General features: G+C 49.8%; 7 protein-coding genes. All 7 read left to right on the forward strand.

Annotated elements, in window-relative coordinates:
- Window positions 1-32: 32 nt before the first annotated feature.
- The gene (locus AC5JMP_RS02300; protein ID WP_495849810.1) at window positions 33-5996 is read left to right on the forward strand and encodes an SDR family oxidoreductase; all 5964 of its coding nucleotides are present in this window, start codon (window positions 33-35) and stop codon (window positions 5994-5996) included.
- Window positions 5993-10291 carry an amino acid adenylation domain-containing protein gene (locus AC5JMP_RS02305; protein WP_495849811.1) on the forward strand — a complete coding sequence of 1433 codons (4299 nt, stop codon included), beginning with the start codon at window positions 5993-5995 and terminating at the stop codon, window positions 10289-10291. The genes AC5JMP_RS02300 and AC5JMP_RS02305 overlap by 4 nt, the downstream gene beginning before the upstream one ends.
- A 49-nt stretch (window positions 10292-10340) precedes the next feature.
- Window positions 10341-15050, forward strand: a complete 4710-nt coding sequence (locus AC5JMP_RS02310) for a type I polyketide synthase (RefSeq protein WP_495849812.1) — start codon at window positions 10341-10343, stop codon at window positions 15048-15050.
- 35 nt (window positions 15051-15085) lie between these two features.
- Window positions 15086-15946: a 3-hydroxyacyl-CoA dehydrogenase family protein gene (locus AC5JMP_RS02315; RefSeq protein ID WP_495849813.1), complete on the forward strand. Its 861-nt coding sequence runs from the start codon at window positions 15086-15088 to the stop codon at window positions 15944-15946.
- A 63-nt stretch (window positions 15947-16009) separates the two neighbouring features.
- Window positions 16010-16261 carry an acyl carrier protein gene (locus AC5JMP_RS02320; RefSeq protein WP_495849814.1) on the forward strand — a complete coding sequence of 84 codons (252 nt, stop codon included), beginning with the start codon at window positions 16010-16012 and terminating at the stop codon, window positions 16259-16261.
- A gap of 61 nt (window positions 16262-16322) precedes the next feature.
- Window positions 16323-17468 carry an acyl-CoA dehydrogenase family protein gene (locus tag AC5JMP_RS02325; RefSeq protein WP_495849850.1) on the forward strand — a complete coding sequence of 382 codons (1146 nt, stop codon included), beginning with the start codon at window positions 16323-16325 and terminating at the stop codon, window positions 17466-17468.
- Window positions 17469-17471: 3 nt separating this feature from the next.
- Window positions 17472-18545, forward strand: a complete 1074-nt coding sequence (locus AC5JMP_RS02330; protein WP_495849815.1) for an HAD-IIIC family phosphatase — start codon at window positions 17472-17474, stop codon at window positions 18543-18545.
- Window positions 18546-18620: the final 75 nt, after the last annotated feature.

Raw genomic sequence — 18620 nt, forward strand, 5'->3', positions numbered from 1 at the left:
GCATAGTCTAAGCAGTATCAAAGAGTTTGTGGATGAATACTCAATTCAACGGGTTAGAGATTGCGATTATTGGTCTTGCTGGACGATTTCCCGGCAGCCAGACGCTTGATCAATTTTGGGAAAATTTAAAGGCAGGAGTAGAATTAGTCTCAGCTTTTTCTAGCACAGTTCTTTCTAACGCAGAGCAGCCATCACCAACAGCGCCATCTCATCAAGACGATCGCCGGATCAAAGCGGGTGCTGTTCTAACCGATATTGAATACTTTGACGCAGCATTCTTTGGCTTCAATCCTAGAGAAGCGGAAAGTATGGACCCACAGCATCGGTTGTTCTTGGAATGCGCCTGGGAAGCATTAGAGAATGCGGGTTATACCGCTGCCACTGAGGAGAAATCTATCGGCGTTTATGCAGGCGTGGGCATGGGGACGTATTTGCTCCATAACCTCAGTCCGAACCCAGAATGGATGGCATCCAAGGGATTTTTGCAAACGCTGATTGGGGTAGACAAAGATTACCTGCCCACCCGCGTTTCTTACAAACTGAATCTGACAGGGCCGAGTGTCAGTGTTGGCACTGCCTGCTCTAGTTCGCTCGTCGCGGTTCACTTAGCTTGTCAAAGTCTGTTGAGTGGCGAATGCGACATGGCGATCGCGGCGGGTGTTGCTGTGAAAGTCCCGCAAACTGAATTGACCCTATCGCCTGATGAGATTGTTTCACCCGATGGACATTGCAAAGCGTTTGATGCCAAAGCCAACGGCACTGTAGGCGGCAATGGACTGGGCGCAGTGGTGCTAAAACGGTTGGAGGATGCGATCGCCGATCGGGATGCTATCTATGCCGTGATTAAAGGGTCTGCCATCAATAACGATGGGGCATTGAAAGTGGGCTATACGGCACCCAGTCAAGCGGGACAAGCCAAGGTGATTCGCGCTGCTCAGGTTATGGCGGAGGTAGAGCCAGACACGATTAGCTATCTGGAAACGCATGGGACTGGCACGGCCTTGGGTGATCCCATCGAAGTGGCTGCTATGACGCAGGCTTTTCGGATCGGGACGGCGAACACGGGCTTTTGTGCCATTGGTTCGGTCAAGACCAATGTGGGACATCTAGATGCAGCCGCAGGCATGGCCGGACTGATCAAAACCGTTTTGTCGCTGCATCACAAAGTTTTGCCCCCTAGCCTTAATTTTGAGACCCCCAACCCAGAGATTGATTTCGCCAATAGTCCGTTTTACGTCAATACGAAGCTGACGGAGTGGAACGTCAAGGATAGTCCCCGGCGAGCGGGGGTTAGCTCCTTTGGCTTTGGCGGCACCAATGTTCATATGGTTCTAGAAGAAGCTCCACCTCCAGAAGTTTCCAGTCCGTCGCGACCCCATCAGCTATTGCTGCTTTCGGCGAAAACTCGTTCGGCACTTGATGCCATTACCGTCAATCTTGCCCAATATTTACAACAGCATCCTGATCTCAATTTAGCCGATGTTGCCTATACACTCCAGATCGGGCGTACTGCGTTTGAGCATCGTCGTGTAGCAGTCTGTTCAACTTTAGATGAGGCGGTGGAATCATTAGGAGAACCTCAGTATGGATTGATTGATCCAGATTCCGATCGCCCGGTTGTGTTCATGTTCACGGGTCAGGGCGCACAATATGTAAATATGGCGCGGGAACTCTACCAGTGCGAACCAACTTTTCGGGAAGTGTGCGATCGATGCTGCACCCTACTCCATCCCCAACTCGGCTTTGATTTGCGCCAGGTTCTCTACCCCACCGTAGAAAACGTTGAAACGGCAACGCAACAATTGCAGCAAACTGCGATTACCCAACCCGCTCTATTTGTGATCGAGTATGCGCTAGCACAATTGTGGATGTCATGGGGCGTGCAGCCCGTAGCGATGATTGGGCACAGTATTGGGGAATATGTGGCAGCCTGTCTGGCGGGAGTCTTTTCCCTTGAAGATGCCTTGTCATTGGTGGTTAGACGTGGACAATTGATGCAACAGCAGCCGAAGGGAGCCATGCTCTCCGTCGAGTTGTTATTAGACGATGTTCAACGGCTTATTCGGGAGAGCGGTAAAAAACTTTCGATCGCAGCCAACAACAGTCCTGCTTTAAATGTGGTTTCGGGAACGGTAGAAGCCATTGAATCCCTAGAACGTCAACTAACGGATCAAGGGGTCAATGTTCGTCGTCTTCATACCTCCCATGCCTTTCACTCTGAAATGATGGAGGCGATCGCTGAACCGTTCACGCTAGCGGTTAAGCACATTCAACTCCATCCTCCCCAAATTCCGCTGATCTCAAATGTGACGGGCACTTGGATGACTGCCACCGATGCCACCGATCCGCTTTACTGGGCAAAGCACCTGCGTCAGACCGTGCGATTTTCTGAAGGCATTGCCGAGCTATTGCAGGATTCAACGCGAATTTTTCTAGAGGTCGGGCCAGGTCGAACGTTGGCTACTCTCACGAAACAGCAAGCAGAGGGGAGAGCTATCTTCTCGTCGCTCCGCCATCCTCACGATCGACAGTCCGATATGGCATTTCTGCTCAACACGTTGGGTCGCCTTTGGCTAGCGGGGGTGCAGGTGGATGGGGCGGGATTCTATCAGCACGAGAAGCGCGATCGTCTCCCCTTACCCACCTATCCGTTTGAGCGCCAGCGGTATTGGATTGACCCCCCTCCTCCCTCCACTCAGTCGAGGGCATTTCAGCCTTTGATTTCTGCGTCAGAACAATGGAACTGTTTGCTAGAGGCAGGTCAAGCGCAGGATACAACCGCAACAGTGGATCAGCCAATGTACTTGGCAAATCAGCAAGGATTGGCGCAGTTGTCACTTGCCTACATTAACCTAGCACTGAGGAGTTTAGGTGCCTTTAGCGATATCAACAAAACCTATTCTGATCAGGAGTTATTCGATCGGTATGGCATCATACCTCGATATCAACTCTTAGTCTCTCAATGGTTGCAGGTTTTGGTAGAGCAGGGTCATTTGCAGCAGGATCAGGGACGCTTTACCCATCTGATTTCCTGTTCTTTAGAGTCTGTGAATGCACTTTTAGAAACAGTCCGAGTCGAGTGGGCAGATTCTCCGCAGGTCATAGATTTAGTTCAACGCTGTGGTGAAAATTTAAGGTCTGTGCTGATTGGCAAGACAGAACCGCTGACGCTCTTCAAAGGATTACTCTATGACTTTAAATCAAGAACCCCGCCGCAAGCGGACGGGGTATGGAAGCAGAGTTTCTCCCGAATACGAGATTCGGATTGCAAGCCCCAAAGCTTCGCCGCAGAGCGGCGGGGAATATATCCCCTACTCGATTCAATAGAAAATTTAGCTTCAGAATTTCCTTCACACAGTTACTACAGCAAGATAATTCGAGCAATTCTACAACAGGCGGTAGAGTCATTACCCTCGATCGCCCACCTGAGAATTTTGGAAATCGGCAGCGGTATCGGTCACATCACCGATGAGTTGCTGCCGCTGTTGCCGCTGTCACAAACCCATTATTGCTTTGCCGATGTTGGTAACTCCTTCTTCCATGAGGCCAGCAAGAGATTTAGTCAGTATGCCTCGATCGCCTGTCGTGCCCTAGACCTGGATCAACCGCTAACGGAGCAGGGATTTGCGAAACATAGTGTCGATGTGGCGATCGCGGTCAAGTCTCTACATATTGCTAAGAATATCGAAGCGTCGCTTCAGCAAATTCATGAGTTACTAGCGCCTGGTGGCTTTCTCTTAGTCTGGGAGAAAACGCAGCAAACTCCAGATTTTTATATGACTTGGGCGTTGCTGATGAATCCAGCACAGGACGAAGCCCACCGCCTGAAAAATCCTTATTTATCTCAGGAACAGTGGCAGGATGCCCTGCAAGCCGGCGGATTTGTGCAGGTGGCAGCATTTTTGGAAACGGATGTCTTCGGACAACGCCTATTAATTGCTCAGGCTGCCACATCTGCCAGCCCATCCGTCCCTGCCGCATTTACTGCACCCTTGCAGCCGAGCGATTCGATTCATTCCGTGCGCTCAGGCAAAAAGCCAGATTTAGCAGACTGGTTCTATGTTCCGACATGGAAACGTGCGCTGCTGCCGCAGCCGTTTCAGTTTGGCATACAAACCCCTCAATCAGAGCGTTGGCTGGTGTTTGGCGATCGCCATCAGTGCGATTTGGCAGCGCAACTCTTGCGGCAATTGCAGCATGACGGTCAGGATGTAATTACGGTTGGAATAGGGGAACAATTTGTTTGCCAGAACCAGACGCTCGACAGTCCACAGGAGTATACGCTCAACCCTCAGAACCGAGATGATTATGATGCGCTGCTCAAGGCACTACAAGCTCAAAATTGGATACCCACCCAGATTCTTCATCTCTGGACTATCCAGCATGACACAGTGTCCACACTGCTAGAAACCGTTGACCAGACTCAAGTCACAGGATTCTATTCGCTGCTATTTCTGGTACAGGCACTCGGTAAACAGAACGTGACACAGGCGTTGCAGCTAGCGGTTGTTTCTAATCATCTCCAAAGTGTAACGGGAGAAGAACCAATATCTCCTGAAAAATCAACGGTACTCGGTGTAGTTAAAGTGATTCCGCAAGAATATCCCAACATTCGCTGTCGCAGCATTGATGTGCTGCTGCCCGATACAGACAGCAGACTAAAGTTACTCATAGACAGCCTGTTGATAGAACTCAGAGCGGATACTTCTGACGACATCATTGTCTACCGAGGTAAACATCGCTGGATACCTGCTTTTGACTCCGTTCGACTGGATGAAACGTTTGAGGGTACGTCACGGCTACGGCAAGGCGGCGTGTATTTGATTACTGGAGGGTTAGGTGCGATCGGACTTGCTCTGGCATCCCATTTGGCACAGACTGCCCAAGCGAAACTGATCCTGATCGGACGTTCAGCCTTTCCCGATCGCCAGGATTGGGAAACCTGGTTGACAACGCATGACAAGGACGATCAGGTCAGCGATAAAATTCGCAAGCTCAAGCAGCTGGAAGACCTAGGAGCCGAGGTTTGGGTGACAGAGGCAGATGTGACCCAGCTCGAACCGATGCAACAGACGATCGCTCAGGCTCAGACGCGATTCGGTCAAATTAATGGCGTGATTCATGCGGCAGGCATTCTCAAGGAGGGAGCGATCGGACGAACCACTGCTGAGGATGCGGAAAAAGTTCTAGCGCCTAAAGTGAAAGGCGCGCTGGTGCTAGATGCCATCTTCAAAGAGGTTCAGCTAGATTTCTTCATCTGCTGCTCATCACGGGCTGCCATCAACCCAGTATTTGGTCAGATGAGCTATGCTGCCGCCAACACTTTTTTGGATGCCTTTGCTCACTACAAAACTGTGAATGCGGGTACACCCACGATCTCGATTAACTGGATCTCTCCCTGGCAAGAGGGGGGCATAGCGGTCGAAGCGGCGAAAAAATTAGCGCAACTCCAGCCCCATTCTTCCTCGTCGGCAGACTTGCTTAAACATGGCCTCTCCGACTCAGAAGGAATCAAAGCCTTCAGTCGAATTGTGGGGAGTTCGTTCCCTCAAGTGCTGGTATCTACCACCGATTTATTCGCTGATATGGATCAGCAAGAATACACCTTATTCACCTCCCTGGATACTTCAGCATCCCAAGATCGGAAAGAATCCACCCCTTCGACCTATCCACGACCGTCCTTGAGTTACGCCTATGTACCGCCCCGCAATGAACTGGAGCAGGCGATCGCCCAAATCTGGCAACAGTTTCTGGGCATTGATCCAGTCGGTATCCACGATAGCTTTTTTGAATTAGGCGGACATTCCCTCATGGCAACTCAGGTGATGGCGCAAATGAGTGGAGTCGCTCAGGTCAATCTCTCGATGAACGTCCTATTTGAACAACCGACAGTGGCTGAGATCGCTCAGTACATTGAGCGGATTCGCTGTGTTGCCCATAATTTGCAGTCCCCTATCCATGCAGACTCGGACGATCGCGCGGAGATCGAACTATGAACCCACCCATTGCAGAGTTTTTATTCAATCTGAGTGAACAGGGCATCAAGCTCTGGTTTGATGGCGATCGTCTGCGCTGTAATGCCCCCAAACAAGTTTTAACGCCGGATCTGCAAATGCAGCTCACCGAGCGCAAGCCAGAGATTTTGGCATTTTTGCAGAGCCTGAGCGAACCCTCTGCGGCAGGATTGGATTTACCTGCGATCGTCCCCGATCAAAACAATCGCCATCAGCCGTTTCCGCTCAACGAGATGCAGCAGGCATATTGGATCGGCAGAATGGATTCCTTTGATATGGGAAATGTCTCGATCCACAGCTACACCGAGATTGAGATCAATGATTTCGATCTGGCGCGATTTAGCCACGCCTGGAATCAGTTAATTAACCGTCATGATATGCTGCGTGCCGTTGTTCTACCGGATGGGCAACAGCAAATTTTGGCGCAGGTGCCGCCTTATGCTATTCAACAACTCGATTGGCGGGATCAGGAGGCTGAGACGGTTAGGGTGCAATCTGCTGCCATTCGCGATCGCCTCTCTCACCAGATGCTGCCCCTAGAACAGTGGCCGCAATTTGAGATCCTTGCCGCTCGTCTAGATGAAACGCGCACCAGAATCCACATCAGTTTAGAGGGTTGGTGTTTGGATGGCAGAAGTTTACAGCTCTTGTTCCGCGAGTTGAAAGCTCTGTATGAGGCTCCGACTGCCCCGATGCCAGTGCTGGATCTGTCCTTCCGAGACTATGTGCTAGCGGTAATCGCCCTGGAGAACTCGCCCTTTTACCAAAAATCCCTGGCATACTGGCAGCGCCGGATTCCCACCCTGCCGCCCCCGCCAGAGTTACCGCTGGCACAAAATCCAGCCGCTCTAAAAACCCCGCGATTCGTCAATTTTAAGTACACCCTGGAGCGTCAGGCGCTTCAGCAATTGACAAGCCGAGCCGCCCAAGCTGGGCTGACCTTAGCCTGTACCCTCCTCACTGTCTATGCTGAGGTGATCCATCTCTGGAGCAAAAGCTCACGATTTACCCTGAATGTGCCACGCTTTAATCGCCTGCCCCTGCACCCGCAAGTCAACGACATTATGGGCGAGTTAGCGTCATTTACCCTCTTGGAAGTAGATTGTTCGGTAGATGAACCGTTTACTGCCCGCGCCAAGCGAATTCAGACGCAGCTCTGGCAGGATCTGGAGCATGATGCGGTGAGTGGGGTGCGGCTGCTGCGGGAGTTGGCGAAGCAGCAAGGGAAAGCTAGCGGCAGCGCCATGCCGATCGTCTTCACCACGACTCCGCAGGAAATAACGCCGCAAGCCTTAAGCCATCAGCAAACCGTTGGCGATATTCCTTTAGGCGAAGTGGTCTACAGCGTTTATCAAACGCCGCAAGTCTGGCTAGACAACATCTACTACTCGGATGCAGACGGTTCCCTCACCTACACCTGGCAGGTGGTTGCTGACCTTTTCCCAGAGGGGATGGTAGAGGATATGTTTGATGCCGCCTGTCGCCTTTTGCAGCGTCTCGCCTCAGAGGAGACGGCTTGGCAAGACACCCAACAACCGCTTATCCCTCCCGCTCAATTAGAGCAACGATTTGCTCTGAATAGCCAGACGATCGCTCTCCCTAATCAACTCCTCCATCAGCTGTTTGCCGCTCAAGTGGCTCGGCAGCCGCAACAGGCAGCGGTAGTGACATCTACTCATACCCTTACTTACGAAGCATTATCCTGGCGATCGAATCAGGTGGGGCATCGGTTGCGCCAGCTGGGGGTGACACCAAATCAGCTCGTAGCCGTGGTGATGGAAAAAGGCTGGGAGCAAATCGTTGCGGTCATGGGCATTTTGGCGGCAGGTGGAGCCTATGTGCCGATCGATCCGACCTTGCCCCAGGAACGGTTTTTATACCTGCTAGAAGATAGCCAAGTGAATATTGTGCTGACTCAATCTTGGCTGGAACCTAACCTGCCTTGGACGAACAATGTGAAGCGGTTGTGTCTCGATGTAGGTGGGTTTAATGCAGGTGAGTTCGATACAGGTGAGTTCGCTGCCGAGAGCACCGCACCGCTTCAGCCCGTACAAACTTTGGATGATTTAGCCTACGTCATCTATACCTCTGGCTCCACCGGACTGCCCAAGGGCGTGATGATTACCCATCGCAATGTAGTGAATGTAGTCGTCTATACCAATGAGCGGTTTCAGATAAATTCTGGCGATCGCATTCTCTCGTTAACCGCGCTCAATCATGATCTGTCAGTGTACGACCTCTTTGGTCTGGTGAGTGCAGGCGGTACGCTAGTTCTGCCCAATGCAGATGCGGTTAAAGATCCTCACCATTGGGCTGACTTAATGATTCGCCATCGGGTAACGCTGTGGAATTCAGTCCCGGCGATGATGGAAATGTGGGTGGATGCCGTTGAGCCGCAAGCCGCATCTTTTCCCAACTTGCGACTGGCAATTTTGGGAGGAGATTGGCTGCCCGTTTCGCTGCCGCAACGGTTGAGAGCCTTAGTGCCGCAAATACAGATTCTCAGCATTGGCGGGCCGACGGAAACCACCATCTGGAATATCGGCTATCTGATCGAACAGGTTGACCCCGACTGGAAGAGTATTCCTTACGGTCAGCCCATGTCCAATTCAAAATACTACATTCTCAACGCAGCTCTAGAAAACTGTCCGACTTGGGTGCCCGGTACGATGTACTGTGCCGGAGTGCAGGTGGCAAAAGGCTACTGGCGCAATCAAGAGAAGACGCGCGATCGCTTTACCCTTCATCCTCGTACCGGAGAGCACCTCTATTGCACTGGGGATCTGGGGCGCTATCTGCCAGATGGCAACATTGAGTTTTTAGGACGGGTAGACTTCCAAATTAAGCTGCGGGGACAGCGGATCGAAGCGGGTGAAATTGAAGCAACCTTGACCCAGCATCCACGGGTGCGATCGGCAGTGGTCACCGCCGTTGGCGAACCGTCGAACCCGCAAGGTTTAGCAGCCTATGTAGTACTTGATCAGTCTATCGACCAGTCCGCCAATCCATCCCAGAAGCCAGAATTGCCAAAGCTGGCGGATAGGGTTAATCCCCTTGGAGGCGTCTTGCTTGACCCAGTAGAGCGGATTGAATTTAAGCTAAAGCAGTTAGGATTACAGCAGTTTCAGCCGACGCAGCCCACGGTTCAGTTGCCCCAACCTGAGCGGGATGCTGCGCTGATACAGGCTTACCTACAGCGTCAGAGCTATCGCCAATTTCTCGATCGCCCCTTGTCTTTAACTCAATTAGGGCAATGGCTCAGCGTTTTGCTGCCGATCACGGTGGATGGATCTCCATTGCCGAAATATCGCTATGCCTCTGCTGGAGGACTCTATCCAATCCAAGCCTATTTGTTTGTTAAACCCGATCGCATTCAGGGGCTAGAGGCTGGGTTTTACTACTACCATCCAATTGATCATCGGCTAGCCTACCTGAATGCGGCAAGCGAGATGACCAGCCAGATTTATGACAGCAAAAATCAGCCGATTTTTGAGCAATCTGCATTTTCCCTATTTTTGATTGGGCAACTGAGGGCGATCGCGCCGATGTATGGGGAGCTAGCAAGGGATTTTTGTTTACTGGAAGCGGGCTACATCAGTCAGCTACTAATGGAAGCGGCAACTGAACAGGCGATCGGGCTGTGTCCCATTGGTTCTCTAGAGGAAGGGCTGAGCAAGCTGCTGTCTCTAGAATCCAGCCAAATTTTGCTGCATAGCTTTGTCGGGGGCGGCATAGAACCCAGTTGGATGACCCAATGGTTGCAGCCTGTCCCCGATCGGCAGCCGGAGGCGATCGCAGATCAGTTACGCCACTTTTTGCAGCAAAAACTCCCCAGCCACATGGTGCCTTCTGCCTATATCGTGCTGGATGCCCTGCCGCTCACCTCCAACGGAAAAGTCAACCGTTTAGCATTACCAGCACCCGACCTGCTGCCGCAAGTGCGTCAAGCCTATGTCATTCCCCAAACCGAGTCTGAGCAACTGATTGCGGGCGTTTGGCGAGAAATCTTGCAGCTCGAAACAGTAGGAATCTACGACAACTTCTTTGAATTGGGCGGAAATTCTCTGCTCATGGTCAGAACTCAAGCCAAATTGCAAGCCCTCTTGCATCAAGATATCCCGATCGTTGACTTGTTTAAATCTCCAACCATTCACTCGCTGGCTAACTACTTAAGTCACAACAAAAAGACAAAAACTTCCACAGAACAAGGCAATGAGCGTGCAAAGTTACGCAGCGATCGCCAAGCCATCAGAGAACAACGAAAACAGTCGAGATAGATACACATTTAATCAGCTCCTTTATAAAATCCCCCTGTAAAAATTTCAAATGAGTGACGTGAATTTATCCGAAGCTACAAATGGTGCAGAAAATGGTTCAGACATTGCGATCGTCGGCATATCCGGTCGATTCCCTGGTGCCGCCAACATCGATACATTCTGGCAGAATTTACGAAATGGAGTAGAGTCCGTTTCATTTTTCTCGGATGAGGAACTTCTCGCGTCAGGCATCGATCCAACAGCGCTGAGCGACCCGAATTACGTCAAAGCCAAGTCGATTCTTTCAGACATCGATCGCTTTGATGCAGAGTTCTTTGGCTTCAGCCCAAAAGAAGCCGAACGCATGGACCCGCAACATCGGCTCTTTCTAGAATCGGCATGGGAGGCGATCGAACAGGCGGGCTACAACCCGGAAACTTATGCAGGGGCGATCGGGGTTTATGCAGGCGCAGAAACCAACACGTATCTGCTCCATCAAATTGGTCCGACCTTTGGAGGCTTCCCAGATTTACAAACCTTCTTGGGCAACGCCACGGATTATCTTTCTACCCGCGTCTCTTACAAGTTGAACCTAAAGGGAGCCTCTGTCACGGTGCAAACGGCCTGTTCCACCTCGTTGGTGGCAGTGCATCTGGCTAGTCAAAGCTTGCTGAATGGTGAATGCGATCTGGCTTTAGCCGGAGGCATTTCCGTCACGGTACCTCAAAAAACGGGATATTTCTATCAGGAGGGGGGAATTGCTTCGCCCGATGGACATTGCCGTACCTTCGACGCAAAAGCGCAGGGAAGTTTTTTCGGCAACGGGGTTGGCATCGTCGTCCTGAAGCGACTGTCAGAGGCGATCGCCGATGGAGACTGTATTCATGCGGTGATCAAAGGTTCAGCCGTTAACAACGATGGGGCATTGAAGGCAGGATATACAGCTCCTAGTCCAGAAGGGCAAGCAGCCGTGATTGCAGAGGCTCAGGCGATCGCAGGGGTGACTCCAGACAGCCTCACCTACATCGAAGCGCATGGCAGCGGCACTGCATTGGGAGACCCGATTGAAATCGCAGCCCTAACCCAGGTGTTTCGGCACCAGACCGACCAAAAAGCGTTTTGTGCGATCGGCTCGGTGAAAAGTAACTTCGGACATCTCGGAATTGCGGCTGGGGTCGCAGGTCTGATCAAGACGGTTCTAGCCCTGAAACATAAACAGATTCCCCCTAGCCTACACTTTGAACAACCCAATCCCGAAATTGATTTTGTCAACAGTCCCTTTTACGTCAATACTCACCTGAGAGAATGGAAAACGCATGGGCATCCCCGTCGCGCTGGAGTCAGTTCCTTTGGGATTGGTGGCACTAATGCTCATGTAGTCCTCGAAGAGGCACCCCCCGTTTCAACCTCTGCGTCGCATCGCCCCTGGCAGTTACTGACATTATCGGCTAAGACGAGTCCAGCATTGGAGCAAGCGACTGCAAATTTGGCTGAACACCTCCAGCACCATCCTGACCTCAACCTGGCAGATGTGGCTTATACCCTGCAAGTCGGTCGTCAGCCTTTTGCCCACCGACAGACTGTGGTTTGCCGAGATCTTCAAGATGCTATTCATGCGCTCCAAGATCCCAAACGCGTTCTGACTAGCGTACAGGAGAAGAGTCATCGCCCGATCGCTTTCATGTTCACCGGATTGGGAACGCAGTATGTCAACATGGGGTGGGAGCTTTATCAGGTTGAGCCGACCTTTCGAGAACAGGTCGATCGCTGCTGTCAGTTCCTCCAGCCGTTGATGGGTCTTGATCTGAGAGACATTCTGTATCCCGCCCGAAATCAAGCTCTAGCGCAAACCGTTCCCCAATCGGGCTTTGATTTGCGTCAGATGCTAGGTCGCAAAGCAGAACCCACCGATGCAGCAACGCAAACCCTGAATCAAACTCGTTTCACTCAACCCGCTATTTTTGTGATTGAGTACGCTCTGGCTCAGCTGTGGCTGTCCTGGGGCATTCGTCCTGTAGCAATGATTGGCTACAGCATTGGGGAATATGTAGCCGCCTGTTTGTCGGGGGTGCTGTCTCTGGAAGATGCTCTAACTCTAGTGGCTAACCGCGCTCAAATCATTGAGAAGTTGCCCGGTGGAGCCATGCTGGCAGTGCCGCTGTCCGAAGCTGAGATCACTCCCTTCCTAAATGAAAATCTCTCCTTATCTGCAATTAATGGAGCCAATCTCTGCGTCATTGCTGGGACGATCGCTGCCGTTGATCAGTTAGCAGCCGATCTCGCTGAACAGGGGCTTGCCTGTCGGCGGTTGCAGACTTCTCATGCCTTCCATTCTCACCAGATGGAACCGATCGCCGCTGCCTGCACAACCGTTGCCCAAACGCTTAATCTCAAGGCACCGCAGATTCCTTATGTGTCGAATGTCACGGGAACTTGGATGACGACTGCCGCCGCTACCGATCCAAGCTACTGGACAAAGCATCTGTGCCAGCCCGTTCGCTTTGCCGATGGGATAACTGCCTTGTGGAACCAGCACCAGCCGATTCTGCTGGAAATTGGCCCCGGACAGACGTTGAGCAGTCTAGCAATTCAATGCCTGGAAAGTACCCAGAGGACGGAAAAAGTGGTACTGCCCTCGCTGCGAGATGCCTATAATCAACAGTCCGATTCTGCCTTCTTGCTGAATACATTAGGACAACTTTGGCTCTCAGGTCTGTCGATCGATTGGTCGCAGTTTCATGCCCATGAGCATCGTCATCGCGTGCCGCTACCCACCTATCCCTTTGAGCGCCAGCGTTACTGGATCGATCCCCCTAAACCAACAGGCAATACCCACCTGAATCCAGCAGCATTCACGCAAAAGCTAGAGATGGCGCAGTGGTTTCATTGTCCTTCCTGGAAACGAGCTGCACCGCTGGCCTGGTTTGAACCCGAAAAATTAGCGACTCAGCCCCAATGCTGGCTAGTGTTTATTGATCCTTGTGGAGTCGGTGCGCGAATTATAGAACAGCTTAATCGCGCCTATCAAAATATCATCACTGTCACCATAGGAGAGCAATTTAGCCAACTCAGTGAGCGGGACTATAGGATTAATCCAGTCAACAAAGAAGATTACGATCGCCTTCTCAAAACCATTTGCGGCTTAGATAAAAGTCCTGAACGTATTCTTCATTTGTGGAACGCCACTTCAAATCAGGAGCGATTGGCAAGACTTGAGCATCTGGAACAATCTCAGACACTGGGATTTTACAGTCTTCTATTTCTAGTGCAGGCTCTAGCAGACCAAAATATTTCTCGTTCTATTCAAATAGATGTAATATCCAATCATCTTCAAGAGATAACAGATGAAGATCAGCTATGTCCTGAGAAAGCAACAATTTTAGGTCTCTGTAAAGTCATTCCCCAGGAATATGCCAACATCACCTGTCGGAGTATTGACATAACGCTGCCTGATTCCCAAGAGTGGCAAAAACAGCAAGGACTAAACCTGATCAATTTACTGATGGCAGAACTCGTTGCTGAACCTGTTAACCCGTTCATTGCTCATCGTGGGAATCGTCGATGGATACAGTGCTTTGAGCCAGTACCCGTGAAAAATAATGTCCTGTGTACCCCTCAGCTCCGGCAAGGCGGAGTCTATGTGATTACAGGCGGATTGGGAGGAATCGGATTGGCGATCGCCCAATACTTTGCAGAAACCGTGCAGTCCAAGCTGGTGCTGATTGGGCGATCGGGATTACCGCCTCGATCTGAATGGCAGTCATGCTGCCACGACGAGAAAAACCCCATTCGCACCCAGATCGAGCAAGTTCAGCATCTAGAGGATCTGGGAGCAGAGGTGCTCGTGATCCAAGCCGATGTGACCAGCCTCGAACAAATGCAAGCGGCAGTTAAGCAAGTGCGCGATCGCTTCGGGACAATTCACGGTGTGATTCACGCCGCAGGTGTTCCAGGGGCGGGCTTGATGCAGCTTAAGACTGCTGAACTGGCGGCACAGGTGCTTGACCCCAAAGTCAAAGGTACCCTCGTGCTAGAAGCAGTCTTGCAGGATATTCAGCTAGATTTTTGGGTGCTGTGTTCTTCCTTAACTGCCATTTATGGCGGATTAGGGCAGGTGGATTACTGTGCTGCCAATGCGTTCCTAGATGCCTTTGCCCATGACGATGCTGCTAGACATCAACGGCGGACGATCTCTATTAATTGGGATTGGTGGCAGTGGGACAGTTGGCAAGATTCACTGCTGTCCTTTGCGCCAGATATACAAGCTGAGTTTAAGCAAATGCGGCAGCAATACGGCATCACGTTTCAAGAGGGCATTAAGGCGTTCACTCACATTCTGTCGGGTCAACTTCCCCAAGTCGTGGTATCCACCCGTAACCTCCAGGCTGTGATTGAGCAACATGAAACCTTTGCCTTAGGCAGTTTCACGGAAAAAGCAGGGCACGTCACCTCAACGCACCCCCGACCGCATTTAAGGACGGCTTATGTGGCACCTAGCACAGCGATCGAGCACCAGCTCACTCATCTTTATCAAGAGTTTCTGGCGATCGAATCCGTCGGAATTTATGACAACTTTCTAGATTTGGGCGGACATTCACTGCTGGCGACCCAGTTAGTTTCCCGACTGCGGCAAGACTTTCAGGTTGAAGTCTCTTTGCGTTCCTTTTTAGAGTCTCCTTCCATTGCCGAGCTGGCTTTATTAATTGAAGAAAAACTGGTTGAAGAGTTAGAAGCATTGAGTGAAGCAGACGCAGAAAAATTAATTTTGGCTAATCCATAAAAAATAGCAAAAGCTAGCTGGAGGTAAACGAGAAGATGACTATTCAAGTCGTTGGTGTGATTGGAGCAGGAGTGATGGGGGCTGGGGTAGCACAAAATCTTGCCCAAACAGGTCATCAAGTGCTGTTGCTGGATGTTTCTGATCAGATTCTGGAACAGGCCAAACAAGAAATTAGAAACAATCTTCGTTTTCAAACTCTTTTTAATAGAAAAGAGAAGACTGATAATCTTGACGATATTCTGTCACGTATCAAATTCACCACTAACGATCAATTCCTAGACTCTGCGGAATTCGTGATTGAAAATATCCCAGAAAAATGGGATCTTAAGAAAGAGGTTTATGCAAAACTGGATGCCATTTGCCCTAAAGCCTCTATTTTTGCCGCTAACACGTCTGCCATCCCCATCACGCGCATTGCCTCAGCCACTCAGCGATCGCCTCAAGTAATTGGCATTCATTTCATGAATCCCGTACCGCTAAAGCCAACGGTTGAACTGATTCGCGGCTATCACACCTCTGATGCCACCATTGAGACGACTCAAGGGCTACTCACTCAAATGGGAAAGGAATGGATTCTGGTCAATGATGCGCCAGGGTTTGTGTCGAATCGCGTCCTAATGCTGACCATTAATGAAGCTATTTTTCTGTTACATGATCAGGTGGCTTCAGCATCAGACGTAGATAAAATTTTCAAAACCTGCTTTGGTCACAAGATGGGGCCTTTAGAAACCGCTGATCTAATTGGGTTAGATACGATTCTGTTTTCGATCGAAGTCTTATACGAAAGTTTCAATGATAGTAAATATCGTCCCTGTCCTTTGCTTAAAAAAATGGTCGATGCGGGTTTATATGGTCGAAAAAGTGGGCAGGGATTTCACACCTACAGCAAGTCCTGACTATTAGATTCCCAGACTACTAAAGAAGCTAAGTAACCAAAATTTTTCAACAAGTTACTCACCATGAAAGATGCTAAAGACAGAATCAAAACGTTCCTTTCCCAGTTTTTTGGCAACCATGAATTGCAAGAGGATGACGATATTTTTGCCGCCGGATTTGTTAATTCAATGTTCGCCATGCAGCTCATATTATTCATAGAAAAAGAATTTCAGGTGACGATCGAAAACGAAGATCTGGATCTAGATAACTTTAGAACAATTAATGCGATCGCTCATTTGCTAGAACGCAAGACTACCGTAATTGCAGCTACTTAAAAGGTGAACAAGTGCTTAAGCGGGAAATAAGAATGAAATTCGTCAACGCCCAGGTGACATGATGAAGATAGAATTGACCCCTCAGCAAGAAAAATATCGCTCTGAATTCAAGGCATTTGTCGATGAATCGATCGCACCTTATGCCGATCAATGGGATCGTGAAGAACAGACTCCATCTCATGTGATTCAACAGCTTGCTCAGCGAGGATATCTAGGGGCTGTGTTACCCCAAATCTGCGGCGGCAGTGGCATGGATGCGATCGCCTTTGGTCTTGTGAACGAAGAGCTAGCACGAGGATGCTCGTCGCTTAGGAGTTTGCTGACGGTTCATAGCATGGTGGCTTATGCCTTGTCTAAGTGGGGAAGTTCCTTACAAAAAGAGGTTTGGTTGCCTAAGCTGGCATCCGGTGAGGCGATCGCGGCCTTTGCCCTGAGTGAACCGAATGTGGGTAGCGATGCCAAAGCGATCGAGACAACTGCAACGATTTCTGGAAACGCTTATCTCCTGAATGGACAAAAAAAATGGATTACTTACGGGCAAATTGCTAATGTATTTTTACTGTTTGCCCAGTGTGAGGGCAAACCCTCTGCTTTTTTAGTCGAAAACACCCGTCCAGGACTCTTCATTAAACCTATCTCTGGAATGCTAGGGGTCAGAGCATCGATGTTAGCAGAATTACACCTGGAGGATTGTAAAATTCCGCAGGAAAACCTGGTGTGTAGACAAGGATTGGGCTTGTCCCATGTCGCATCATCTGCCCTCGATTACGGACGGTACAGCGTTGCCTGGGGATGTGTCGGGATTGCCCAGGCGTGCCTACAAGCCTGCCTGCACTACACAAGTCAACGTCAACAGTTTGGTCAGCCTCTAAAAGACCATCCCCTCATTCAACAAATGATTACCGAGATGATTGTCAATGTGAAGGCTTCAAGATTGTTGTGTTATCAAGCGGGCTACTTGAAAGAGAATCGTGATCCTAAATCCATTATGGAAACCTCGATCGCTAAATATTTTGCCTCAACAACGGCAACTCAAGCCGCCAACCATGCAGTGCAAATTCATGGTGGCAACGGTTGCAGCAGTGACTATTCGGTGCAACGGTATTTTCGAGATGCCAAAATCATGGAAATTATTGAGGGCAGCACCCAGATTCAACAAATGACAATCGCCCAGTCTGGATACTCAGAATCAGGAGCAAGGGTTTAAGCCATGATCAGTCTAACGTCAGGGCAATCAGAAAATAAACGAGATTCCTCTAAACCGATCAAATGTGTCGTTTGGGATTTAGACAATACCCTATGGCACGGCGTGTTGTTGGAAGATGAGCAAGTTTTCTTGCGCGAGGATGTGGTGAGCATCATCAAAACATTGGACAGTCGAGGTATTTTGCAATCCCTAGTCAGCAAAAACGAGTACGCCAAAGCAATGTCGAAACTAGAGGATCTAGGATTACATGACTATTTTCTTTATCCCCAAATCAACTGGAACACTAAATCTTCTTCCATTCAACAAATTGCGCAATCGATCAATATCGGCGTTGACTCGATCGCCTTTATCGACGATCAGCCCTTTGAACGTGAAGAAGTTAGCTTCTCCCTGCCGGATATTCTCTGTATTGATGCCGCCAATCTGGAACAGCTTTTGGAGATGCCGGAAATGAATCCTTGCTTTATCACAGAGGATGCTAAACAAAGACGACTTATGTATCTCAGTGACATTAAGCGTAAGCAGGAAGAGGAAGAATTTGTTGGCTCTTCAGCAGAGTTTTTAGCCACTCTTAAGATGAGCCTGACGATCGCATCTGCTCAAGAAGACGATCTACAGCGTGCTGAAGAATTAACAGTCCGAACGAACCAGTTGAACACCACTGGCTATACTTACTCTTACGAAGAACTCGATTACTTTAGACAGTCTGATCAGCACAAGCTATTAATCGCCAGCTTGAACGATAAATATGGAACTTATGGAACGATCGGATTAGTGCTGGTAGACTGTCAAGTCAGCCTATGGACAATTAAATTACTGCTCATGTCTTGCCGAGTCATGTCCAGAGGCGTCGGCACAGTCATGCTCCATTATTTGATGCAGCTTGCCCAGCAGCATAACGTTCGTCTTTGCGCTGAATTTGTTGCCAACGATCGCAACCGCATAATGTACATTACCTACAAGTTTGCAGGCTTTAAGGAAATTGAGAAGACCGGGAATCGAGTCATGTTTGAACATGATTTGACTCATATTCAACCCTATCCCAACTATATGAACCTTGAGATTCGCGATCGATAGAGTTTAGTCTCGTCATTCGTTTATTCATTATTATTATTGAACTTTAAAATAAATGAGCAGAAACAAAGAGGATCT

Source organism: Drouetiella sp., from assembly GCF_059504425.1.